Genomic DNA, 24,701 nt, shown 5'->3' on the forward strand with positions numbered 1-24,701 from the left:
TCCCGCACGGTCCAGACAAAACCTTTCCGGCACCTTTTGCCGCAGGCCGGAAAATCGCAATGAATAAGACAATCATTATCTTGCCGTTTTCATGCTGTTTTTTGGGCCGTCATACATTCAGGCATGGTCGTCTAGGGGCATTTTCCCCTATGCTGCATGCTGCCGACTTCGCCAGACAGGGAGCTTCTTTCGCCATGGTACGACGCCCGGCTCGCAGATTTTTAAGACAGGCATCTCCGCTTTTGATTGCGGGTATGATCGCAATTGTCTTTGCGCCCGACGCCATTGCCCAGACCGACAGCAATGGCGGCATGACCAATGAAGAAGCCCAGCAATATAAAGACTGCCTGAAACTGGCCCAACTCAAACCTGAAGACGGTTTTGAAAGTGCGATTGCATGGCGCGACATGGGCGGCGGCGAACCCGCCCGCCATTGCGTGGCCGTATCGCTGATGTCGCTTGGCAAATTCGAAGAAGCCGCAACCAGGCTTGATGCGCTTGCCCAAGACAGCACTGCCGACAGAGGCGTTGTTGCCGGTATGCTTGCCCAGGCCGGACAGGCATGGATGTTGGCCAACAATCTTGAGTTTGCCTGGCGCGATCAAACCCGCGCCCTTGAGATTGTTAAAAACGACCCGCAACTTTGGATCGACCGGGCAATGGTGCTTGGCATGGCCGGGGAATATTGGGAATCGATTGACGATCTCAACAAGGCGCTTGATCTTGAACCCGATCAGACGGATGCGCTGATTTACCGGGCGACGGCATGGCGGATGCTTAAAAGCTATGATCTGGCGATGACCGATATCGAAAATGTCCTTGCTCAGGAACCCGGCAATGTTCAGGCCCTTTTTGAACGTGGAAACCTGCATCGGATACAGGGTGAAAACGATCTGGCGCGCCGCGATTGGTTAAATGTCATAGAAAATTCAAACGGAACCCCTGTCGCTGATGCGGCAAAAGCGAATATAGAGAAGATGGATGTTCGCACCGAATCAGAATAGGTTCGCTGCGACCTGTTTGCTTTATATGTGGTCGGTGTGACAGACCGTCGACCATAACCGGATAACACCGGATACCTTTGGGGGCCCAAATGCGTCGCACGCTTGCCTTAACTGCCATTGCCGCGTCCATCGCACTTGTTTCTGCCACGTCTTTGGCACAGGCACGTGACCAGATCAGGATTGTCGGATCCTCGACCATCTTTCCGCTGACCACCAAGGTCGCCGAATATTTTGCCAAAACCACCAATGCCCCGGCACCTGTCGTCGAAAGCACCGGTTCTGGTGGCGGGTTCAAACTGTTTTGTGGCGGCATCGGCGAAGAATATCCCGATATCGTTGATGCATCGCGCCAGATTACCGGATCGGAAACCGCGATTTGCGCGGCCAATTCCGTCAACAACATCAGCGAGATTAAAATCGGCTATGACGGCATTGTTCTTTTGGGGTCGCACGATGCACCGGCCATGGCGCTAAGCGCCCGTCAGCTTTTCTTAGCCCTTGCCCGGACCATTCCGGTTAAGGGGGCAAGCGTGCCCAACCCGAACGAAAAATGGTCGGACATCGACCCGTCCCTGCCGGATTTGAAAATCCGCGTGTATGGCCCGCCGCCCACCTCGGGCACCCGTGACCTGATGGGCCAGCTGTTGCTTGATAAAGGCTGTGCAACCTTTTCCGATATCGCCAGCCTTGAGTCATCCGACCCCGACAGCTTCCGTCTTCTGTGCCGGACCCTGCGCGAAGACGGTGCCTATATTCAGGCCGGCGAGAATGACCGCCTTGTCATCAGCAAGCTGGAAAAAGACCCGACATCCTATGGCGTGATGGGCTTTAACAATCTTGATCGCAACCGCGACAGGCTGCAGGGCATCCCGATTGACGGTATCGAACCTGATTATGACACCATCCTTGATGGCAGCTATTCCGGGTCACGTCCGCTGTATCTCTACATCAAGGACGATCATCAGCAGCTTGTTCAATCGCTTGGTGATTTTGTCTCGACCTATGTGTCTGACGCAGTGATTGGCGACGAAGGTCTTCTGGCAGACAATGGTCTGGTACCCTTGACCGCCGATGAGCGCAAAGAAACCCATGCGCAGGCCGCAAAGTTTGCCGGCAACTAGGGTCTGAACCCAGTTGAATGCTTGAAATGGTCGCGAGGAATTTGTGCGGATATCAGGAGCATTACCACAGCAAGGCTCGCTGCCTTGCAAGGTGATGCGACGTAATAGCCCGTGCAAATTCCTCCGATCCGAAGGACATCAGGACACTCTGCGACCTGCGGCGTCAATCCCCTTGCCCGGGGCAATACCCCGCGCGGCGAAGATTTCCTTGCATGTCTTGCTCGTTCTGATGCCATTTTAAACATTCAATTGGGTTCAGACCCTAATCACATAACACGCACATGAATTAATGCGGCCGGGCCAATCAGTCCGGCCGTTTTGCCATCCAGACCTGATTGGTGGCATAGCGCGGCGGGTTGCCTTTGAAATCAGAAAATTCCGATATCGAAACGAAACCGCAAAGTTCCAGCATCAACCGCATTTCACTGCGATGGACCCAGCGCAGATGATGCCACGCATCTTCGCGCCGAATAACATCCCCGTCGACACCGATTTCCTCAAACCGCCAATGTTCATCGAACCGCTGGGTCAGGGGATCATTGGTGCGTTCCATCGCGGTAATCCGCAAACGACTTCCGGCCTTACCGATGCCGTCGGGCATGGGAAAAATCGGAAGTTCAACCACCTCTGGGTCACCTTCGGGCAGGCAATAACGCAAATCAGGATCGATCAGATCAAACGCGATAACCCCACCGGGCTTGAGGTGCGCAAAAGCACGTTCAAGGGCACGGCGCTGATCATGGGCATCGGTAACTTCCTGCAAGCCGCGAAACGGGATGATGATCAACCCAAATTGCTGCCCCTGATCCCGGCCCTGATCCCGGCCCAGATCAAAATCACACATGTTGGCATGGTGCCATGTCAGCTCAGGATAGTTGGTGCGCGCCTGTGCCAGCATCGCCTCGGACAGATCAAGTCCTTCGACAGAAATGCCCAGTTTGGCAATGGCAGCCGTAATCCGCCCGGTTCCACAGCCAAGCTCCAGAACCTTACCCTCACCCGGCCCGACAACCTGCGAGGCGATGTTGGTATAAAACGGAATGGGATCTTCGAAAATTTTACGATCAAGATCAGCGCGAAGATCGTAACTGGCGGTATTTAGGCCCCCGACAGGGTAGAATTCATCGTAATTGGATGAACCCGTCATTCAAAATCCAGCTCGGCATAATGCGGGGATGCCGGGAAACTTGCCTGCCGATCAGCCAGAATATCGCGCATCGACGGTCGGGATTTAATCCGCATATACCAATCTTTGGCGCGCGGATGTTTTGACCAGTTGATGTCGCCCATGTAGTCGATCACTGAAATCTGTGCGGCGGCGGCAAGATCGGCCATCGTCAGATGATCGCCCGCAAGCCAGTTGCGCCGTTCAAACAGCCAGCCGACATAATCAAGATGATACGCCGCATTGGTTCGCCCCGCACGCAGCACCTTGGTATCGGGCGTGCCAGTCGCAAAGAAGCGTTTTAGCAACTTCTCACCGAGCAAATGGTCGGTGACTTCGCGGTTAAATTTGCCATCAAACCACGCGACAAGGCGGCGGATTTCAGCACGTTCCTTGGCGTCAGAACCAAACAGTTTCAGATCGTCTGAATAGACTTCATCAAGGTATTCACAGATGACAACCGAGTCACACAGAACCAGCCCGTCCTCATCCTGAAGAACCGGCACTTCGCCTGCGGGATTAAGCAACAGAAATTCGTCGCGCCGCTCCCAGACCGGCTCGGCCTTCAATTCGAAATCGAGCTTTTTCTCGGCCAAAACCAGGCGCACTTTGCGCGAAAACGGCGATAGCCAAAAATGATGTAACTGACGCATAAACGTGAAGATACCCGACCAAGGATGAACTTTTTACAAAGACCGGACTGTTGGCGCGGCTTCTTTTTTAAAGCCACCCGCGACATTCGTTTCAGTACCGGAATTTCAAATCTGTCAAACCACGCGGCACAGATTAAGTAAAGAGCTTCTCATCATTAGAACGGTGATTTTGATGCTTTTTATCCACATTGGCACCTTACCCATACAAAGAAGCCTATCTGCCCCGGCTTTTGGCCAGTTCCAGCATCCCGTCAAGATCAAGACAGGCTTCCAAATGATCGGCCAATTCATCAAGGCTGGCATCAATCGACGCTTCAAAATTCATCCCGCTTGAAACACCATCGCCGCCAATATGCCCAAGATAGGCTTGGCGAAACGCATCGCTGCCAAACAGCCCGTGCAAATAACAGCCCATCACCCGACCATCGGCACTGATGGCCCCATCAAGAACCCCGTCCGATGCCCCCCCAAACCGCAACCAACTGCGCGACCGATCCGGGCCATTGGTCTGCCCCATATGAATTTCATAGCCCCAAAGGGCGATATTTGGCGCTATGCCCTGATCATCGCCAACCGTCACCGCCTCAGTCTTGCGAAGGGTTTTATCCCCGGCCATCACCGTTTCAATGTCAAGCAGGCCCAAACCGGCTTCACTGCCCGGCTGCCCCTCAACCCCGTCCGGGTCACGCACCATCCGGCCCAGCATCTGATAGCCGCCACAAATCCCGATCACATGCCCACCGCGACGATAATGGGCGGCAATGTCCACATCCCAGCCCTGATCTTTCAAGAACCTCAAATCGGCCAGTGTCGATTTGCTGCCCGGTAGAACCACCAGATCACAATCACCGGGGATCACTTGGCCCGGCTTGATCAGCAACAATTCAACCCCATCTTCGGCCGCCAGCGGGTCAAGATCATCAAAATTGGCAATGCGGGGCAAATGCGGAACGGCGATGCGCATACGTGCATCACCATTGCTATCACGGTGATATTTGCCTGCATTTTCCAGCGCAACACCATCCTCAGCCGGCAGTTTATATGCCCCCGGCCAATATGTTGCGATACCGTAACTTTTGAGGTTTCCGTGCTTGGCAATGATGTCGGTTGCCGGTTCAAACAGGGACACATCACCGCGAAACTTGTTAATCACATAGCCCTTAAGCCACCGGCGATCGTCCGCAGACAAAAGCGCATATGTCCCGACAATCGATGCAATCACACCGCCCCGGTCAATGTCGCCGACCAGAATAACCGGAATTTCCGCCGCCTCGGCAAAGCCCATGTTGGCGATGTCCGATGCCCGCAAATTGACCTCGGCGGGTGATCCGGCCCCCTCAACCAGCACCAGATCGGCATCGGCTGCCATGATCTCGAAACTTTCAAGAACCTTGGGCAACAAGTCACGTTTTAGTCGGTAATAGTCGCGCGCCTTTGCCGTGGTCAGGACCTTGCCCTGTACCACCACCTGCGCGCCGATATCTGATTGGGGTTTGAGCAACACCGGGTTCATATGCACCGTGGTTGCCACCCCGGCGGCGCGCGCCTGAAGCGCCTGTGCCCGGCCAATCTCCCCGCCATCATCGGTCACGGCAGCATTGTTGGACATGTTTTGCGGTTTGAACGGGCGCACCCGCAATCCACGCCGGGCATAGGCCCGGCAAAGCCCTGCCACCAGCAAGGATTTCCCGACGTCCGAGCCGGTACCTTGTAACATCAGGGCAGGGACAGATCGCACAGTCATTCCGGCTTCAAAACTTTCATGTAAACAGGCTTACATATAGCCATCATCACCCGGCAAACCGCGCCGTCCCCTTGATCGGATAGCAATCAGAACTCAACGCCAATCTGCGCCTTGATGCCTTGTTCGCGGAACGGATGCTTGATCATGGTCATTTCAGTGACCAGATCGGCGGCTTCAATCAGGGTGTCGGGGGCATTGCGCCCGGTCAGAACCACATGCTGATCAGGAAGCTTTTCCGCCAAAGCCCCCAAAACATCCTCAAGCGGTAAGAAATCATAGCGCAGCACGATGTTGATCTCATCAAGGATCACCATCGAGAAGCTGGGATCACGCATCATTTCGAGTGCCTTGTTCCAAGCATCACGCGCAAGCGAAATGTCCTGTGCCCGGTTTTGGGTTTCCCAGGTAAACCCGGCCCCCATGGCGTGAAACTCACACAAATCAGGGAATTTTTTCAGCAATTTGGCTTCACCAGTTTCCCAGCCGCCCTTGATAAACTGAACCACGCCAACCTTCATGTCATGCCCGACACAGCGCATCGCCATGCCAAAGGCCGAAGATGACTTTCCCTTGCCCTTGCCGGTATGGACAATGATCAGGCCCTTTTTATCGATCTTCTGGGCCATCATCTTGTCGCGCGCAGCCTTGATTTTCTTCATCTTTTCGTCATGGCGCGCATTAACGTCCACGTCTGGCTGGGTCTTGTCGGTCATGGTTTTATGCCTTTGTCTTTTCGGGCCGTATCGCTTTGAACATTTGCTGGCGAACAATGCGGCGAAGCGGCCCCGGGATCAAGGGCAGTTTTGCGGCGCACGATCAAGATCAAGATGGGCGATGACGCCCTGAAACCCCAGTTTTCGCGCCGCCGGGCATAGGCTTTGCGGATCGGTACCGTTTTCAGTTTCTTCAAGATACTCAACTGCAAACACCGGCTTTCCCAAGGCGTGATAGGGCACAAATTCCCCCATAAAGCCAAGCCGATAAGCTGATTCCAGCAAGGCAAAATCCATCTTTTCAACCAGTTCGGGCACAAGCTCAGACGCATTTTTCTGCCCGATGGCAAGGCCGCGCGCATGGGCCTGATCAATCAGCCAATCGATGTAGCGCAGTTGATCCACCCGCGTCAGGGTAAACCCGATTTCCTTGCTGCTGTCATCGGCCTCATAGGCATCGATGTTATCAGGCTCAACCGCCAGAAACCCCTTATCACGGCAAAGATCAAACCGGTCGCGCATGACATCGGCAAACCGTTCGAACCGGCTGACATCAAGCCAGTTTTCCCCCGGCCAGCCCCAATAGGCATTGCCAATCACATCGGATGGGAAACGATCCCGGTCATCGCGCCAGTCTTCGACCGCCCCGACATTGATATAACAAATGGGGAAAACCCCGGCATCGCGCCATTGGCGCACTTGTGCTGCGGACGTTTCAAACAAGTCACTGCCAACAACCCTGATATCACCCGCCAGATCAATATCGCCCTGTAACTGCCAGTGAAACGGCCCCGTCGGGACCTTTGGCCAGTCTGGTGCTACAGATGTTTGCGCCATGGCAGGCACACTTAAGCCGCTGCTGACACCGACGCAAAACGTCATAATCGCACATAAAAACAGGAATTTAGCAGTATGCATAAGGGTGCCTTGGCTGTGTTAGCGCAATTTTGCCCTCCCTCTGGCGATTGCACAACCGCGTAAATACAATGCAACGCAAAAGAAAAGCGCGATCCATAAGACCGCGCTTTTCCGACCCCATATCGGGGCACTTCCCCCACCCAGAAGAAATCCTTCGGGTGCTGTTAAGGCAAACCGATTGCCTTATTAAGACTGTGACAGACCAAGATCACTGGTTACCAAATCGGCCCATTTATCGGGTTCACGCATATCGATGTTGCGCAATTCCGGGCGGCGCATCCGGGCCTTGTTAAACATTTGCAACCGATCACCGGGCGACATCCGGCGCAGACGCATCAAGGCCTTGCGTACTGCATCGTTGGCCGGTCCGGTCGGACGCTGGAAACTTTGTTCGACCACTTCAAGTCGGCGTTCAAGCCAGTTGCGGCTTGCCACAACCTGCTCGATCAGGGCTTTGAATTCGCGCACAACCGGGAAATGATCCATATTAAGGTGGGCAGTTGAAACCGCAGCCCGCCAGACTTGGCGCTCAACCCCTTGCAGATAGCGCCAGTAAATTTTCACCTTGGCGTCGATTTCCACTTTGGTTTGGTCCGGGCCGGGCAAATGCCGGGAAAGTTCGCTCAGTCCCCGGTGAAGTTCCTCGAAGCTCACCGGAAGATGCTGGCCATTAAACCGTTCGCGCACACTCAAAACAGCCGGGATCGCACCCCGTGCAGGACGATAGCGTCCTTGCCCGTGCAAATCGGCACGCAACCAATGTGGAATATCGCAATCGGCAATCAGGAAATCGATGATGTCCGTATGCCCGGTATGTCCGGGCAAGGGGGTCTGCGCATAGTCAGGCAGCCTGACATCAGGTCGAACGCTGGTCGTCTTTTCCATCGCGGCCTCCGAACTCTTTGATCGGTCTGCGTTCCCGCGCAGGCGATCCGAATGGGGTGCCCCGTCCCTCACAACTTATTAATAGTTGGTTAATAGAGATATGGTGCGTAAACGAAACGTTTCAACTGCCGATAATGTTCCCGTGGTAAATTTGTTGTGAGTCTGATGTGTGGTGGTATCCCTTAGGCACGGTCACCCAGATCGACCGAAACACTGTTGCGCCGTGGCTGCCACAAACCGCGCTCAATCGCTTCACGCAGGCGATCGCGGATATCGCGCAAGGCATCTGGATTGTGCTGATCAATAAAGTCCCGCACCGTCTCATCACCAAGATATGCGTCATAGACCAGATCAAAATGATGATCGGCCACACAGCGGGCAGTCGCCGCAAAGGCAAACAGATAATCAACCGTTGCAGCAATCTCGAACGCGCCCTTATAGCCGTGGCGCATCACCCCGTTGATCCATTTCGGATTGACCACGCGGGCCCGCACCACACGGGCGATTTCTTCTTCCAGGGTGCGGATTTTCGGGCTTTCGGGGCGAGAATGATCGCTGTGATACACCACCGGCTGCTTGCCCGACAGGCTGCGCACCGCTGATGTCATTCCACCTTCGAATTGATAATAATCATCCGAATCCAGAAGGTCATGCTCGCGGTTATCCTGATTATGGACAATCGCATCAACCTTCGACAATCGGGTTTCAAACAGCCCGCGCGCTGCCTCACCCTCGGCTCCGTTGCCATAGGCATAACTGCCCCACGCCAGATAGGCATCGGCAAGATCGTCTTCGTCTTCCCACAGTTTTTCGTCAATCATTGCCTGCAAACCGGCACCATAGGCCCCCGGTTTGGACCCAAACACCCGAAATGTCGCCTGTCGTTCGGCCTGTGCATCATCAAGCCCCTGATCGCGCAGTTTTTGCCTTTCCTGCGCGACCCGCGTGGCAATCGGATTGCTTTCGGCGGGTTCATCGGTCTGGGCCGCCACCGCACGCACCGCACTGTCAAACAGGTCAATCAAACCGGGGAACGCATCACGGAAAAACCCTGAAATCCGCAACGTCACATCGACACGTGGACGCCCCAAAACCGATGCTGGCATGATTTCAAACCCGGTCACACGGCGCGACGCACTATCCCACGTCGGGCGCACCCCCATAAGGGCCAAGGCCTGCGCAATATCATCACCGCCCGTACGCATATTGCTCGTCCCCCAGACCGAAAGCCCAAGGGCGGCGGGCCATTCGCCGTTATCCTGCACATGACGTTCGAGCAAAAGTTCGGCCGATTTCCACCCCAACTGCCACGCAGCTGGTGTCGGCACGGTGCGGGTATCAACCGAATAGAAATTCCGCCCGGTCGGTAAAACATCGGGCCGCCCACGGGTCGGTGCCCCCGATGGGCCGGGTTCGACAAACTTGCCCGCAAGCCCACGCAAAAGCCCCGACACCTCAGCATCGCCACAGCTGACAACAGCGGGTCGAATATTTGTTTCGATATCGGTTACAACGTCACACACCGCCGACCACAGCGGATCAGGCGTAACAGTGCCATTGACCAGATCACGCGCCAGAAGCTCAATCCGCTCCACCGTATCGCCGGTGGTTCGCCACGGCCCGACATCATCATAATGGGCCAAACTATCGGGTTTTATGCCCGGCCAGAATTCGGCGAAGGCACAATCAAGCGGATCAAACCCGGCATCGCCCAAAATATCCTTGGCAATCGCACGGTGAAGCGATGCCTTCGGTCCGCTGTCCGATCCACGCGGCAACCGCGCCAATGCCACCAAAAGATCGGTCAGAAGATCGCCTTCCGGGGCCTTGCCAAAAATATGCAAGCCATCGCGAATTTGAAGTTCTTTAAGCTCGCACAGATAGTTATCAAGTTTGGCCAGCGCACTTTGTTCGTCTTCGCCCGCCTCAATCCCGCAATCGCGGTCCAGCCCGATCTGAATGGCCAACTCAAGAATATCACGTTTCAGGAGCACCAACCGGCGCGGGTCAACGGCTGCGGCCTCAAAATACTCATCAACCAGTGCCTCAAGGTCTTTGAGCGGCCCATAACTTTCGGCCCGGGTTAACGGCGGGGTGAGATGATCAAGGATCACGGCCTGTGCGCGGCGTTTGGCCTGCGTGCCTTCGCCCGGATCATTGACGATGAACGGATAGAAATGCGGGGTCGGGCCAAACACCGCCTCGGGGAAGCATTCCTCGGACAAAGCCAGTGACTTACCCGGCAGCCATTCCATATTGCCGTGCTTGCCAAAATGAATGATCGCATCGACGCCAAATTCATGGCGCAACCAGATATAAAACGCGAAGTAGTTATGCGGCGGCACCAGATCGGGCGAGTGATAACTTTCGAGCGGATCAATGTTATAGCCGCGTGCGGGCTGCAACCCGACCACGACATTGCCCATCGGCAGGATCGACAGCGCAAAGCTATCCTGATCGGCGATATAAAACGGGTCTTTTGTCGGATCACCCCACGCATCAAGCACGTGCGCCTGAATGGAGGCCGGTAAGCCGTCAAATGCCGTTTGATAGGCCGCCCGCGAAAGCGTCACCCGAATTTCACGGTCCGCCAGCGTTTTGAAATCATTGGTCGGCCCGGCCTTGACTGCGTTGATCAAGGCATCGCCATCCGTCGGAATGTTTTCAAGCGCGTAGCCATCCGCCTGCATGGCACGCAGGGTTTCAATCATCCCGGCCGGCGTATCAAGCCCAACCCCGTTGCCTAGGCGAGCATCCTTGTTGGGATAGTTCGCCATCACCATCGCGACCTTGCGCGATGAGGCATCAAGTTGACGCAACCTGACCCAATTGGCCGCAAGTTGGGCGACAAATGCCACGCGGTCGCGCACCGGGATGTATTTCACCAAATCAATCTGGGTCAGCGGATCCTTGCCAGCCGACCCCTTGAACGACACCGCGCGCGATAAAATACGGCCATCCACTTCGGGCAGAGCGACATTCATCGCAATGTCGCGTGCGGCAAGGCCATTGACGCCGTCGCGCCAGCTTTCTTCACTGCCACCGGAAAGGACGAGTTGAAACACCGGTACATCGACCGCATCGAACGGCCCATTTTTTCGTTCTGATCCCGGAACAGAAATCGAGAATCCGGTGGTGTTCAGGACCAAATCTGCCGCTGTTTGCTCCAGCCAGTCACTGACAAGCGCACCCGCCGCCGGATCCTTGAGGCTGGAAACAAAAATCGGCAATGGATTCAGATGATTGTCCTGAAGTTCTTCAACCAGAGCATCAATGACATCAAGATTGGCAGCCTGCACCAATGACCGATAGAAAATAATCGGCGTAACTGGTTGATTTTCAACCCATTGTTGGCGGATTTCAGCCAAATCGACATGCGCATTTCCCGGCCAATATCCCCCGGCCTTGACCAGTGGGGCGGCGGGTTTCCACTGCCAGTTAACAGATGAATTCAACTTTTCATATATAAGACGAAGTAAATTCTCGGAATTTTGTGGCCCGCCTTCAATCAGATAGCGCCAGATATGCTGATAGTCGGCCCCCTTGACGGTCGAAAGCGACAGCAGCTCCGCATCGGGTTGATCATCCCCTGGTAATAGCAAAAGCGGAACGTCATTTGACCGGGCAAAGGCGACAAGCTGCTCGATGCCATACGCCCAATATCCCCGTCCGCCCAAAATGCGCACGATGATAAACTTGGCCTCGCACAACACATCTTCGACATACAAATCGACCGACATATTGTGACCAAGCTGCAAAAGGCTGGCCAGACGCAAGGACGGAACATCACCGCCAAATTCTGCTGTCAGTCGCCCTTGCGCGCCAGCAAAACACGCCAGTTCAGATTCTGCCGCCGACAGGATCACGACATCGCCGGGCTCCTGTCCAAGATCGACGGCTTCACTGCCGTCTGTCACCATTCCGGGCTGTGCTGCCAGCAAATGCATTGAGGTTTCCGTCTCTTTCTTTCGTGTCTGAATCTACTCAGACCGGGCCGAAGACCAACCCGAGGATCACGACCATCGGTATCCGCAATCCGCACGCATCCCCCGACGAGCCAAGCCAAGGCCGGGGAATGCGGGCTTCACGGCGTCATGCAGACGTGAAACACGGCCTTGCACCGATAGGACAAAACAGTGTTTCACGTGAAACAAAACAAGAACAAATGATCTTACGCCGCCTTGATCGCGGTTTCAATCGCCGCACGATCCAAGCCATGCAGGCCAATCACCACAAGTTCAGACCGGCGGTTTTCGCCGTCCGTCCACGGGCGGTCAAAGTACCGCTGGAACCGTTCGCCAACGCCTTGAACCACATGGCGCATCGGTTTGCCCGGCACATCCAAAAACCCCTTGATACGCAGCACATCAAACTGACGTACAACTTCAATCAAACGCTTTTCCAGAACCGCCGGATCGGTGACCGCATCAAGAGACACAACGAAGCTATCAAAATCATCATGGTCGTGTTCATGGCCATCATCATGATGGGACGGGCGGCTATCAAGATCATCCTCGGCCGCGGCACCCAGCCCCAGCAAAATGGCATTTTCAATGCGTGAATGATCGGTTGCGATAATTTTGACTGACGGGCGTTTCAGTTGGGCACGAATGTCGGCTTCAACCTTGGTCCGTTCGACGTCACTCAGAAGATCGGTTTTGTTGAGCACAACCATATCGGCGCAATGCAGCTGTTCTTCAAACAGTTCTTCAAGTGGGCTTTCGTGATCAAGGCTGTCATCAGCTTCGCGCTGAGCCTGAACCGCATGATGATCATGGGCAAACAGCCCGTCGCGCAGCGCCGCACCATCAAGAACGGCAACCACACCATCAACCGTCACACGCGATCTGATTTCTGGCCAGCTAAACGCTTTGACCAGTGGTTTTGGCAGGGCCAGACCAGATGTTTCAATCACGATGTGATCGGGTGGGGTCTCGCGGTCAATCAAGCCCTGAATGGTCGGCAGGAAATCATCGGCCACCGTGCAACAAATACAGCCATTTGCAAGCTCGACCACATCATCTTCGGCGCAGCCTTCAATGCCACAGCCATTGATGATGCCGCGATCAACACCAAGATCGCCAAATTCATTGATGATCAGTGCAATCCGTTTGCCATTGGCGTTTTCCAGCATGTTGCGGATCATGGTGGTTTTGCCTGCACCGAGAAAACCGGTAATCACAGTTGCCGGGATTTTACCCAATTGAGCCATTCTCAAATTCCTTAAATTTCAATTTTTTGTGGGGTTATTTGACCTGCATCGGAATGCCGGCAACCACCAGCGTTACCCTGCCTGCAAGTTCGGCCATACGTTGATGCAGCCGTCCGGCGTGATCGCGAAAGGCCCGCGCCATGGCATTTTCCGGCACGATCCCGAAACCGACCTCGTTTGACACAAAAACAACCGGAATGTCGAGGGTCGGAACCAGATCGCACAGATGATCAAATTCGGCCTCGATATCGCGGTCTTCAAGCATCAGATTGGTCAGCCATAAGGTCAGGCAATCAACCAGAACCGGCTGTGCGCCGGGCTGATTGCATGCGTGAAGGGCGGCACAAAGATCAAGTGGTTCCTCGATCGTGTGCCAAAGGTCGCCGCGTGTTTGTTTGTGAAGGTCGATGCGGTTGGTCATTTCCGCATCCCAGGCCCGTCCGGTGGCGATATAGGTTCCACCTCCGGCTTGTCCGGCCTGTGTAATGAGATTTTCGGCAAACCGGCTTTTGCCCGATCGGGCACCGCCAAGGATCAAATGTATCCCGGCAAGCGGTTCTGTATGGGTCATCGCGTTTTCCTCGCCATGGCCTCCCACCGAGGCCGGGTTGCGTCGCCACTACGCAAGATAGACAAGAATAGTGACACCTTCGGCTGGTTTCCTGGCTGCGGGCATGAAAGCCATCCGCCTTCCCGGTTTCCCGGTGGCTGGCGCAAATGCGCCCGGATCGCCCAACCCGATACAGTTGCGGGGGCAGCATCGGCATTTCACCGATTTCCCATCACCGAACGGTGCGCCGAACCTAACAGCTTTGCCTGTTCTGCCAAAGCGCTATCTCCGACCTAACCATAAGGTCAGTATTTGACAGAATTGCCTGCTTGAGACCCCCGGTCATTTAAGAGAACATAATATTATCACGCTGGAATGAGAGCCATAACAAGCGCCAGCCAGTGTGATGACCGGGGAAAAAAACAATCATAACCCGGTTGGTTGCAGTGACATGCAACTTGGAACTCTTGGGGTTAACTGGATATTTGCAAGATCAGATGGCAATTCATGCGCACCTACACAAAATCCGTGAACTAAAAACGCCAACCTGGATTACCTCATCACGCAAAGACATGTGGCTGGGGCTTCTTGAACGTTTGAACACGCAAGACAGAGCGTTTCATAGATTTCTTGATGACTACGCAACAGATGACGACATCACGCTCGCACGGCGCGATGTGCGTAATATCTTTGCGCAAGATGCCGCAACCGGCGTCATTGCGACCATTTTCTGGTCCCATGCGCGCGGGATGCGTGTGAATGCCTTATCACTCCTTGTCCGCGACCTTCCAACATTGATCACATTGATGTCGGTAGCCGATTTTCGCAATGATGAGTTAAATGAACTGCTGGCCCAGCCCGGCATTTCGGTCCCGACAGCAAGCAAAATGCTGTCTGCCTGTGGCAAAACCTATTGTGGTATGCCCGCTGCGATCATTGATGACACCATCATTCAGGTCATCGAAAACAGCACCTTTGCCAGTGATTTTCCCAACATTGCGGAACTGCGTAACAAATCACGCAGCCGCCCGGTCCCCTATTACGAGGCGTACCTTCGTGATGTGACCGCGCTTTGCGAAAAATACGACATTACCAGTGACATGATTGACCGTTATCTTGCCGAATATGCCTTGGGCAACACGTCGCAAAACGCGGAATTACAATCGGCATAGACATCCTACATGTCTTAGTAGCGCTGATTGACCGCCGTTACGCGCCAGCCGGGTTGATCAACACCGTCAATATATTCCAGTCGTGTTAGCCCAAGTGTATCGATGTGAAACGACAAGGCGGTTTCAAGCGATAGGCCAAGTGCATTGGCAAGCACCGCACGCACAGTCCCACCGTGGATCACGGCGACAATATCGCGTCCCGCCCAATAGCGGTTTAGCCGAGTGAAAATCGGCCCGACACGGGTAACAACATCAGAGAAACTTTCCCCGTTCGGCGGATGCTGACGGGCGAAATCCGTCCAGAATTTTGTTGTTTCGCCTTTGGGTAAATCATTCCAATGCTGCAATTCCCAAGCCCCGAAATGTTGCTCGGCAAGGGCTGTTTCGCGCGTTGGAAGGACGTCTTCGTCAATCAGTTCCTGCAATTTAAGGGCGGTATCAAGTGTGCGCGATAAATGGCTCGTCACCCAGACGGCATCTTTTGGCAAATGGCGGGCCAGAGCACGTAGTGCTTTTTCGTCTGACAAATCAACGGGCATGTCGCTTCGGCCATAGACCAGCCGCTCCGGGTTAAGAACCGGTGCATGACGGACCAGCCACCAGCGTGTTGTTTGACTTTTCATAGTTCCCCCACGGACTGCGTCTTTCTATCGGCCCGAAGATAACGACATCAGATACCTCTTAGATATTGCCCATCGTCGCGACAAATCCAATAGCGACAAACAGTTCAGCCACCATTTGTGTCGCCCCCAAGACATCCCCGGTTTGTCCGCCAATTTGCCATCTGGCGATCCCCCCCATCAAAGCCGTCGCCAGCATCGCAGCCACAACAACCGAAGCCATCACGACAGGCCCGGACAAAAGCCAAACAATCGCGATGGCAATCGCGACACCCAGCATCACATGACGCCATTTGGGTTGACCGGCATTCTTGCCAAGTCCGTTATCACGCGCCGGCGAAAGAACCGTCATTAAAACCGGCATCACACCGCGCGATGCCACCGCCATCACAAGCAAAAGCATAACCGCCTGCCCAGCGTCAGCAGCCCGCACCAGCAACGCAATGCGCAGCCCAAGACACAAGACAAGGGCCACCACGCCATATGTGCCAATACGGCTGTCACGCATGATTTCAAGTTTTCGAGCACGATCAAGCCCGCCACCAAAACCATCGGCGCAATCGGCCAGACCATCTTCATGCATCGCCCCGGTCAAAAGAACCAACGCAAGGACGGCGACAATGGCAAACACCACCGCACTTTCCGTCAAATAAGCTGCCAACTGGGCCGGTATGAGGGCAATACCTGCCAAAAACAGCCCAACCAGGGGCCAGCACCAGACCGACCGGGCAATCAGGGCCGGGCGAAAATCATTGATCCGGAAAACCGGCACCCGGCTGAGCAGCACGAGCGCACGAAAGAAATCAGACACCACCGGAATCTTACCTACAACAAAGGTGCTGTCTTCTGGTGGGTTTTCGGCGCCACCATCAGAACTTTGCATATTTGTTTCGTTTTGATTATGATCTTTAGATGCCGTCATTTTTCGATTTTCGATCTGGTGTTATGGTAACCATAGGCCTAGGTTGAGGCCTCAATTATTTAGAAGGTTTCGTTGTTGTCCAAGGACGGCGGATCAAAACACTTTTCACTGCCAGCTTAAGCTGTTTGTCCCCAAACGACAGCCTATCGCGAAACGTCCTAAGCAATTGGGCTCTCAACCTAATCTTTACCGTAACAGAAGCCAAGCGGAACACGCTTGACGCCACCGCCTGCCAGCCGGAGACCAACATGTTCAACCCGAAGCATCCGCCGCAAAACCTTGACGAAATCCGCGCCCTCCTTGCCGACCTGCCAGCAGCAGACAGTGAGGCACAGGCAGCCGTTTTGCAGCGTGAGCCAACTCTGACAAAACCGGCCGGATCGCTGGGACGGCTTGAAGATTTCAGCCTGTGGCTGGCGGGGTGGCAGGGAACGTCGCGCCCCAATATGTCGCGCCCGCGCGTTACCGTATTTGCCGGCAGCCATGGTGTCGTGACACAGGGTGTTTCGGCCTTTCCGGCCACGGTCAATCAGCAGATGGTTGAAAACTTTATCAATGGCGGGGCCGCAATCAACCAGATTTGCAAATCAGTTGATGCCGAACTGCGTGTGATGGAAGTGGCCCTTGAAATTCCCACCAATGATTTCAGCCAAGAACCCGCCATGGATGACGAAGGTTGTGCGGAAGCCATGGCGTTTGGCATGAGTGCGATTGAAAAGGGGCTCGATTTGTTTGTCCCCGGCGAAATGGGCATTGGCAACACCAGCTCGGCTGCGGCCATTGCGCACGCGCTGTATGGTGGTGAGGCTGCTGACTGGACCGGTCGGGGAACCGGAATTGATGACGAAACCCTGACCCGTAAAACCCGTGTTGTTGGTGATTCCATCATTCTGCATAAAAACCAGATGCATGACGGGCTTGATGTTCTGCGCTGTGTTGGTGGACGTGAAATTGCCGCCATGGCCGGGGCGATTATTGCCGCCCGTTTTGCGCGTGTGCCGGTTCTACTTGATGGATATGTGTCCTGTGCGGCGGCCGCCGTCTTGGCCGCCATCCGCCCCGATGCGCTTGATCACTGTCTGGTGGGCCATGTGTCGGCAGAGCCCGGCCACAGCCGCCTTATTGAAAAGCTGGGCAAGAAGGCGTTGATTGATTTCGGGATGCGCCTTGGCGAAGGATCGGGTGCCGCATTGGCGATCCCGCTTCTACGCGCGGCTGCGGAATGCCACAATAACATGGCGACCTTTGACAAGGCAGGCGTTGACGGCAAGGATTAGGACTTAAAGTCTGAACCCACTGCGCAAAGCCGAACATGCAAGACAATAGCACCGATTAAATCGGTGCTATTTTTTTGTCCGTTCGCTCATCAGGTGTTCAACATGGCGGCCCTGGAACATGGTGATATTGATCCCGTGACCAAATTTGATCGCCCGTTCATCATCACAGCGACACAGGATCACACGGGTATCTCCGGACTCGGCAACCGCATCACGCATGGCTGTTTTATGCTCGTCATCCATGCTTTCCATGTCCGTATCCCAGATCATTTTGATCATATCAACGCCAAGTTTGTTGCGGTTGATATAGGGCAGCGACAGGTGACTGATGCCGTCAATACAGATGCGATAGCCACGATCCCGGCAGAAATCACGCGCAAAGAAAAATGCCCCAAGATCAGCAAAAATATCGATCTTTTGTAGTTCCAGAACAATCGTGCCGCGCTGACCGGCCTTAACGTTACTATCGAACGTCAGAAAATCGGGGGATAACAGGGTCGATACATTCAAATTAATACTGACCGACCCGGTAACCGATGCATCATTGCTCCGCGTGAGCAATGACAGCATGCGACGATCAAGAATTTCGGTCAGATGCTGAAACAGCCAGCGGTTCGACAACACATTGACATCGGGCAGCAGGGTTTCCTGCAGGTCCTTAATCGAAATGAAGAGTTCGTGGAAAACCGGCGTCGGATTGGCATCCCCGACCACCGCACAAATCGCCTGACGGCGCATCAGATTTGATAAATCCGCACGCCGCAGGGATTCGTCAATTCGGCCAAGGATTTTGGGCGTTAACGGCATCCGATCATCACCATAATCGGGATGATCATTGTGACGTTCGGCGGCCTTGCTGACCACACGCGGACGATTGGCGTTTGAACGCACCAATGTCTGGGTCAGATGCAGGAAATCCTTATATTCCTGCCCGACATCGAAATAATCGGTAAAGGTTGCCGGTGCGCCACTTTCATCCTTGCCATCGCTGATCAGCGGATCATCGTTAAACAGGAATTTCAGCCGGAAAATGACCGCATTGACCTCATCCATCTCGGCGGCATCGAAAATGAAAATCAGATCCTGATTGGACAGGGTAAAGATGCGCCCGGTGACTTCAGGAACGATTTCTTCAAACGCGCCAATGGCCGTGCGAATATGATGGTCACGGCGGTTAAACGCCAACAATTTTGAAAAATGCACATGAATAGCCCCCACCCCTTCCTTACGCCGTTCAAGGCGTCGCACATAGTCGACGAGGAAGGCTTCAGGTGATGGAAGTGAGCTATCAGACATAAATGTGATGACCAGATTATTGTTTTGCCGGAAACGGGGCCGTTATCCTGTCCGTTTCATGATAGAGTCTGTCGATTAACATCTTATGTATTTATCATTCCCACCTATTGAAACCAAAGGTGAAAATCGAACAAAATCAGGCAGTGTCATGACAAAGATAAGTCGTAGCTTTCCACTATTCAAACTGATAGTTTCAGCCCGATTTGGCATTCATTGCCACATCATTTCTACAAGCTGATTGCCCAGCATCACTAGTCCCATATCTCAGGATTTGGAAAAAATGGATATCAAAGCCTTTTTCGATGCTGAATTTGACGAGCATCTTGATCTGGTCAACAAGACCCGCGAAGCAACCCGCGATGCATTTATCGAGTTGGTCGAGATTTGCACCGATGCCCTGAATGACGGCAACAAGTTGCTGTTTTTTGGCAATGGCGGATCAGCTGCGGACGCGCAGCATATCGCGACCGAATTTACGGTGCGCTATATTCATGACCGCCGTGCCCTTCCGGCGATTGCGTTGACGACCGATAGCTCTACATTGACGGCAATCGGCAATGATTTCGGGTTTGATCATTTGTTTTCGCGTCAGATTGAAGCACTTGGCAACCCTGATGACGTCGCGATTGGCATTTCGACATCGGGCAACAGCAAGAACGTCAATCTTGGCTTGGCCAAGGCGCGCGAGATGGGACTGGTTGCGACCGGCTGGACCGGCAAGACCGGCGGCGACATGGTTGATCTTTGCGATCCAATCATGATTGTGCCCAGCAATACCACCGCCCGTATTCAGGAAATGCACATTCAGATCGGTCAGATGCTGGTGGGCGCACTTGAGCATACCCTTGGTCTGGCCAAGAAATAATTCGACCCTTTCGCGATAACGACACAGCAAAGACATCAAAAATGACCGATCTCAGCCATCTGGCCCTTCAGGTTGAACAACTCACCAACGCCAAGGTGCTGTGTATCGGTGATGTCATGCTCGATCGGTTTGTCTATGGCTCGGTCAACCGCATTTCCCCCGAAGCCCCGATCCCGATCATTCGGGTCGAGCGCGAAAGTGCGATGCTGGGCGGGGCGGGCAATGTCGCGCGCAATGCCACCGCCCTTGGGGCGGCTGTGCAGTTCTTATCCCTGGTCGGTGATGACCTTCCCGGACGCGAAGTCATGGAATATGTCGCCAATGACGCCGGCGTTGAACCCTATATCCAGACAGAACGCAACCGCCCGACCACGATCAAAACCCGCTATATCGCCAGCGGACAGCAATTATTACGATCTGATAACGAAACCACATCGCCCATTGCAGCAGATACCATCAGCAACCTTTCCGCCCTTGCCGGTCAGCTGTCCCCTGACGTCGAAGCGATCATTCTGTCGGACTATGGCAAGGGTGTCTTGCATCCGGATGTTGTCGCAAGTGCAATCAATGCGGCCCGTGCGGCAGGCAAGCCGGTAATTGTTGACCCCAAAGGGACCGATTACAGCATCTATCGCGGGGCCACGGTTGTGACGCCAAACCGCGCCGAAGCACAGGCCGCCACGGGCATTGCCGTTAACAGCGACGAAGATGCCATTGCAGCCGCCACCAAAATCATCACCGATTGCGGCATTGATAACGTCCTTCTGACCAGAAGCCAGGACGGCATGACACTGGTGACCAAGGACGGTGAGGCCATTCATCTTCCGACCGAAGCGCGCGAAGTTTTTGATGTCTCAGGGGCCGGGGATACAGTTGTTGCCTGCCTTGCAGCGGCGATTGCGGCGGGATCGAGCCTTTCGGATGCGGCGCGCATTGCCAATGTGGCGGCAGGCATCGTGGTTGGTAAAATCGGCACGGCGATTGTCTACCCCGATGAGCTGATTTCCGCCCTGCATCATCATGACCTGATGATTGGGGAAGCCAAACTGATGCCGCTTGACCGTATGGTGGATCGTGCGGAACGTTGGCGGCGTAAGGGATATAAGGTCGGCTTTACCAATGGCTGCTTTGATCTTTTGCATCCCGGTCATCTCAGCTTGCTCAAACAGGCGCGTGCGGCCTGTGACCGGCTGATTGTCGGGCTTAATTCCGATGCATCGGTCAAACGGCTTAAGGGGGAAGCCCGCCCGGTTCAGTCCGAAGCGGCCCGTGCGGCTGTTCTGGGATCGCTTGAAACCATCAGTGGCGTGGTGATTTTTGGTGAAGACACCCCGGTTAACCTGATTTCGGCGATCAAACCCGACATTCTGGTCAAAGGGGCCGATTACACGATTGATAAGGTGGTCGGGGCCGAGATCGTTCAGGGGTATGGCGGCAAAGTCGTTTTGGCCAATCTGGAAGACGGTTTTTCAACCACATCGACCATTGCACGCATGAACAAGGGCAAGGACTGACCTTAAGCGTCATCCGGCCACGGCATCACGCGAAGATCCGGCCAGATGCTTTGCCATCTGGCGGTTTTGGCCTCATAGACCTGACGGATCGGCAAGACCGGGTTGGGGCTAATCGTGCCGCTTAAAACCGCATCCAGCCCAAACGGCGCATACAGACGATATCCGTCGGCATCTTTGCGCAGTCCGATGGCGGTTGTGCGATAGGCAAACCGGTCAATTCCGTCACTGGCGGCATTCACAACACCATATTCAATGCCGTACTTTTGGCGATACCAGATCGGCACGCGGGCCTGATTGCGCACTTCAATCCGGATTGGCAGGTCTGACAACAGCTCGGCAATCGCGGTAATGACGTTATCCTCGGCATCCCAACTGGTATCGGGATCGTAATAAAATAGGTCGTAATCAGCTATTTCGTTTTCCGCCGGACGATTGGTTGATACATTCCAGAGCGATTGCGCCAGACACCCGGCGGTCAGCCACCAATCATCAAACCCAAAATCACAAACCCGATCCAGAATGATGCGATTGAACCGGTTGCGCAAAACCAGATCAAGGAAGGTCTGCCCGTTCGCAACCTGATCGACTGGGACGCCGGTACTCATAGCACAACCCAAAGCGCCTTTAGCGCAACCGGCCATGCCGCATTGATTAGGCAAGATATTGTATAAAGCGAAAGAGCGCGGTCGATATCAGCTGCCGACGCATCGCGCCTGCCCGACCCGATATAGGGATCATCAACGACCTCATCACCATACTGGCGCGGCCCGGCAAGCGATAGACCGAGCGCCCCGGCAAAGGCAGCTTCCTGCCATCCAGCATTGGGGGATTTGTGTTTTTTGGCATCGCGCATCAATGTGTGCCATGCGGCCCGGCCACTGGTTTTTGAGCCCAGTGCGGCGGCCAGACAAATCACCACCCCGGCGACACGGGCCGGGATGAAATTAACCACATCATCAAGCCGGGCGGCAAAGCGACCGAAATACAAATAGCGGGCATTGCGGTGACCGATCATCGAATCAAGGGTATTGATCGCCTTATAGGCACACAGCCCGATGGGCCCACCGAGCACATACCAAAACAGCGGGGCGACCACGCCATCGGAAAAGTTTTCCGCACAGCTTTCAATCGCAGCCCGGCTGACCCCGGCCTCATCCAATGTGTCGGGATCGCGCCCGACAATCATCGATACCGCTGCACGCCCGCCCGAAAGCCCATCCTTTTTCAGCGCGACCGATACTGCCTTAACATGCTGATACAGTCCTTTTTGTGCGATCAAAACCGCCAGCAGGAAAACCTCGGCCGCATAAAAAACATCGCCGATGGCTGAAATCTGCGCAATAACGGCCCCAAACAGGCCCGCCGCACCGATCACCGCAAGGCTGGTGATCGTGCCGCGCACGATCAGGTCCATATTGCTGCGGTCAGACCGGTTCAGGCGTTTTTCGAACCAGCCAATCAGGTTCCCAACCCAGACAACCGGATGGGGCACCCGACGAAACAGCCAGGGAAAATCACCACAGATCGCATCCAACACCAGTGCCAGCACCAGTATTGTGAAAAGCGGGCCGGAAAATCCGGACGTTGGGATCAGAAAATCAGTAAGAAACGCATCCATGGCGGCAATGTGCGCGGTGACAGGCAAACCGTCAATCACAATGAGATTTTCGCATCATAACGGCCTGTAGCTACACCGCGATTTGCAAAATTTGGCTTAGCTTGCTAAAAGAAATTCATACAAAATGAATTTTCTTCATACTATAACTCACTGTCATTTTGATGATCCCGTGATGCGCCTTGTTCGTATCAAATTTAAGTAAAATAAATCCCAAGAGGCATTTCGCACACACAACATCTTTGGCATGCCGATGCATTCGCCACACAATAACTGGTATTTTTCGCAACCGACCCATCTTCGGCACATGTTATGTTACCTGCCGCTTGCATTCCGCAGGCCAATCGGTGAAAACGGGGGTGGCTTCGGGTACCGCGATTGCGAAACCGCATCGCGCAGCACCACCATCAGAGAGAGACAAAGGAGCAGCCTTTTATGTCCCCCAAAGGCGCAGTAATGATTTGCGGTCACGGTTCGCGCGACGAACGCGCGGTTTCACAGTTCAACGCCATGGTTGAAACGATGAAACAAACCCATCTGGCCGACTACGATGTCGAAAGCGGCTTTCTCGAATTTGCGCACCCGATCCTGCGCGATGGCTTTGAAAAGCTCAAAGCCATGGGCCATAAGAAGATTTATGCGCTTCCGGGCATGCTGTTTGCCGCTGGTCACGTCAAAAATGACCTGCCGAGCGAGGTCAATAATTTCGCCAATGAAAACCCAGATATCGACGTAAAATTTGGCCGCGATCTGGCGATTGATCCGAAATTGCTGAGTGCCGCCAAAGACCGCATCGAAGAAGCACTTGCCACGGCTGACGACAGCATCGCGCGCGAAGATACGCTTTTGATGGTTGTTGGTCGCGGCACGAACGACCCGGATGCCAATTCGAACGTCTATAAAGTCGCCCGGATGCTGCAAGAAGGTCTTGGTTTTGGCCGCACCGAAATCAGCTATTCCGGCGTCACCCATCCGCGGGTGAATGCCGGTCTGCGCGAAGCGATGAAACTGGGCTATAAACGCGTTGTCGTGTTTCCCTATTTCCTGTTTGCGGGCATTCTGATCGACCGGATTTATACCCACACCGACGAAGTTGCCGCCGAGTTTGGCGATGTCGAGTTCATCAAGGCCGGGTACCTCAAAGACCATCCGATGGTGCTGGCAAGTTTTGCCGAACGGTTGGCCGAGATCGATACCGGCGATAACAACATGAACTGCCAGCTGTGCAAATACCGCGAACAGATCATTGGCTATGAAGGCGATGTTGGCACGCCGCAGGTTGGCCATCATCACCATGTGATGGGGATCGGCACGGACGGTGGTCATGGTCACGGTCATGGGCACGGGCACGGACATCACCACCACGGTCATGGACATAGCCATGATCATGATCACGGGCACAGCCACGATCATGCCCATGACGACGCGAAATCGACCGGTTCATAACCGGTCGAC

Annotated in this window: 21 protein-coding genes and 1 riboswitch; of the genes, 7 read left to right on the forward strand and 14 right to left on the reverse strand. The window is 54.4% G+C overall.

What is annotated here, in order from left to right; genetic code table 11:
- The first annotated feature begins 254 nt into the window (after positions 1-254).
- Both COO92_RS07980 and COO92_RS07985 read left to right on the forward strand, forming a co-directional pair.
- Complete coding sequence (locus tag COO92_RS07980; protein ID WP_240626362.1) at positions 255-1,004, forward strand: tetratricopeptide repeat protein; 750 nt, start codon at positions 255-257, stop codon at positions 1,002-1,004.
- Between the two features lie 89 nt (positions 1,005-1,093).
- Positions 1,094-2,125, forward strand: coding sequence for a substrate-binding domain-containing protein (locus COO92_RS07985; protein WP_101301245.1), 1,032 nt, complete (start codon positions 1,094-1,096; stop codon positions 2,123-2,125).
- A gap of 304 nt (positions 2,126-2,429) precedes the next feature.
- Here COO92_RS07985 and COO92_RS07990 read toward each other — a convergent pair whose 3' ends face one another.
- From COO92_RS07990 to cobU, 9 genes are all read right to left on the reverse strand, one after another.
- Positions 2,430-3,272 carry a class I SAM-dependent DNA methyltransferase gene (locus COO92_RS07990; RefSeq protein ID WP_101301246.1) on the reverse strand — a complete coding sequence of 281 codons (843 nt, stop codon included), beginning with the start codon at positions 3,270-3,272 and terminating at the stop codon, positions 2,430-2,432.
- Positions 3,269-3,943 carry a glutathione S-transferase family protein gene (locus COO92_RS07995; protein ID WP_101301248.1) on the reverse strand — a complete coding sequence of 225 codons (675 nt, stop codon included), beginning with the start codon at positions 3,941-3,943 and terminating at the stop codon, positions 3,269-3,271. Before COO92_RS07995 ends, COO92_RS07990 begins: the two co-directional genes overlap by 4 nt.
- A 214-nt stretch (positions 3,944-4,157) precedes the next feature.
- Entirely contained in the window at positions 4,158-5,687 is a 1,530-nt protein-coding gene (locus COO92_RS08000; RefSeq protein ID WP_101301249.1) for a cobyric acid synthase, read from the reverse strand.
- An 86-nt stretch (positions 5,688-5,773) separates the two neighbouring features.
- Entirely contained in the window at positions 5,774-6,400 is a 627-nt protein-coding gene (gene cobO, locus COO92_RS08005; RefSeq protein WP_022733794.1) for a cob(I)yrinic acid a,c-diamide adenosyltransferase, read from the reverse strand.
- A gap of 78 nt (positions 6,401-6,478) precedes the next feature.
- Positions 6,479-7,318: an endo alpha-1,4 polygalactosaminidase gene (locus COO92_RS08010; protein ID WP_101301250.1), complete on the reverse strand. Its 840-nt coding sequence runs from the start codon at positions 7,316-7,318 to the stop codon at positions 6,479-6,481.
- Between the two features lie 186 nt (positions 7,319-7,504).
- Positions 7,505-8,203, reverse strand: coding sequence for a hypothetical protein (locus COO92_RS08015; RefSeq protein WP_101301252.1), 699 nt, complete (start codon positions 8,201-8,203; stop codon positions 7,505-7,507).
- Between the two features lie 182 nt (positions 8,204-8,385).
- The gene (gene cobN / locus COO92_RS08020; RefSeq protein ID WP_101301253.1) at positions 8,386-12,150 is read right to left on the reverse strand and encodes a cobaltochelatase subunit CobN; all 3,765 of its coding nucleotides are present in this window, start codon (positions 12,148-12,150) and stop codon (positions 8,386-8,388) included.
- A gap of 224 nt (positions 12,151-12,374) precedes the next feature.
- Complete coding sequence (gene cobW, locus COO92_RS08025) at positions 12,375-13,415, reverse strand: cobalamin biosynthesis protein CobW (RefSeq protein WP_101301255.1); 1,041 nt, start codon at positions 13,413-13,415, stop codon at positions 12,375-12,377.
- Between the two features lie 34 nt (positions 13,416-13,449).
- Positions 13,450-13,986 (reverse strand): bifunctional adenosylcobinamide kinase/adenosylcobinamide-phosphate guanylyltransferase, encoded by a 537-nt coding sequence (gene cobU, locus COO92_RS08030; protein ID WP_101301257.1) that lies wholly within the window; start codon positions 13,984-13,986, stop codon positions 13,450-13,452.
- Between the two features lie 64 nt (positions 13,987-14,050).
- A riboswitch (cobalamin riboswitch) is annotated at positions 14,051-14,232 on the reverse strand.
- 230 nt (positions 14,233-14,462) lie between these two features.
- On the opposite strand from cobU, the gene COO92_RS08035 reads away from it, so the two are divergent.
- The gene (locus tag COO92_RS08035) at positions 14,463-15,137 is read left to right on the forward strand and encodes a hypothetical protein (protein WP_101301258.1); all 675 of its coding nucleotides are present in this window, start codon (positions 14,463-14,465) and stop codon (positions 15,135-15,137) included.
- 14 nt (positions 15,138-15,151) lie between these two features.
- Here the strand turns inward: COO92_RS08035 and COO92_RS08040 are convergent, their stop codons facing one another.
- Together COO92_RS08040 and cobS are read right to left on the reverse strand one after the other, a co-directional pair.
- Complete coding sequence (locus tag COO92_RS08040) at positions 15,152-15,760, reverse strand: histidine phosphatase family protein (RefSeq protein ID WP_101301260.1); 609 nt, start codon at positions 15,758-15,760, stop codon at positions 15,152-15,154.
- 58 nt (positions 15,761-15,818) lie between these two features.
- The gene (gene cobS, locus COO92_RS08045; protein ID WP_240626363.1) at positions 15,819-16,640 is read right to left on the reverse strand and encodes an adenosylcobinamide-GDP ribazoletransferase; all 822 of its coding nucleotides are present in this window, start codon (positions 16,638-16,640) and stop codon (positions 15,819-15,821) included.
- 287 nt (positions 16,641-16,927) lie between these two features.
- Here cobS and cobT point away from each other — a divergent pair, with 287 nt between their 5' ends.
- Positions 16,928-17,956 carry a nicotinate-nucleotide--dimethylbenzimidazole phosphoribosyltransferase gene (gene cobT / locus COO92_RS08050; protein WP_101301264.1) on the forward strand — a complete coding sequence of 343 codons (1,029 nt, stop codon included), beginning with the start codon at positions 16,928-16,930 and terminating at the stop codon, positions 17,954-17,956.
- A 66-nt stretch (positions 17,957-18,022) separates the two neighbouring features.
- Here the strand turns inward: cobT and COO92_RS08055 are convergent, their stop codons facing one another.
- Complete coding sequence (locus COO92_RS08055) at positions 18,023-19,252, reverse strand: EAL domain-containing protein (RefSeq protein ID WP_022733784.1); 1,230 nt, start codon at positions 19,250-19,252, stop codon at positions 18,023-18,025.
- A gap of 280 nt (positions 19,253-19,532) precedes the next feature.
- On the opposite strand from COO92_RS08055, the gene COO92_RS08060 reads away from it, so the two are divergent.
- Complete coding sequence (locus COO92_RS08060; protein ID WP_101301266.1) at positions 19,533-20,117, forward strand: D-sedoheptulose 7-phosphate isomerase; 585 nt, start codon at positions 19,533-19,535, stop codon at positions 20,115-20,117.
- A gap of 41 nt (positions 20,118-20,158) precedes the next feature.
- Positions 20,159-21,631 carry a D-glycero-beta-D-manno-heptose-7-phosphate kinase gene (gene rfaE1, locus COO92_RS08065; RefSeq protein ID WP_101301268.1) on the forward strand — a complete coding sequence of 491 codons (1,473 nt, stop codon included), beginning with the start codon at positions 20,159-20,161 and terminating at the stop codon, positions 21,629-21,631.
- 2 nt (positions 21,632-21,633) lie between these two features.
- Here the strand turns inward: rfaE1 and COO92_RS08070 are convergent, their stop codons facing one another.
- Complete coding sequence (locus COO92_RS08070; protein WP_101301270.1) at positions 21,634-22,236, reverse strand: nucleotidyltransferase family protein; 603 nt, start codon at positions 22,234-22,236, stop codon at positions 21,634-21,636.
- Positions 22,233-23,249 (reverse strand): adenosylcobinamide-phosphate synthase CbiB, encoded by a 1,017-nt coding sequence (gene cbiB, locus COO92_RS08075; RefSeq protein WP_101301738.1) that lies wholly within the window; start codon positions 23,247-23,249, stop codon positions 22,233-22,235. The genes COO92_RS08070 and cbiB overlap by 4 nt, the downstream gene beginning before the upstream one ends.
- A 432-nt stretch (positions 23,250-23,681) precedes the next feature.
- On the opposite strand from cbiB, the gene COO92_RS08080 reads away from it, so the two are divergent.
- Complete coding sequence (locus COO92_RS08080) at positions 23,682-24,692, forward strand: sirohydrochlorin chelatase (protein WP_101301272.1); 1,011 nt, start codon at positions 23,682-23,684, stop codon at positions 24,690-24,692.
- The last annotated feature ends 9 nt before the right edge of the window (positions 24,693-24,701 follow it).

Source organism: Thalassospira lohafexi (genome assembly GCF_002844275.1).
Taxonomy (GTDB): Bacteria; Pseudomonadota; Alphaproteobacteria; order Rhodospirillales; family Thalassospiraceae; genus Thalassospira; species Thalassospira lohafexi.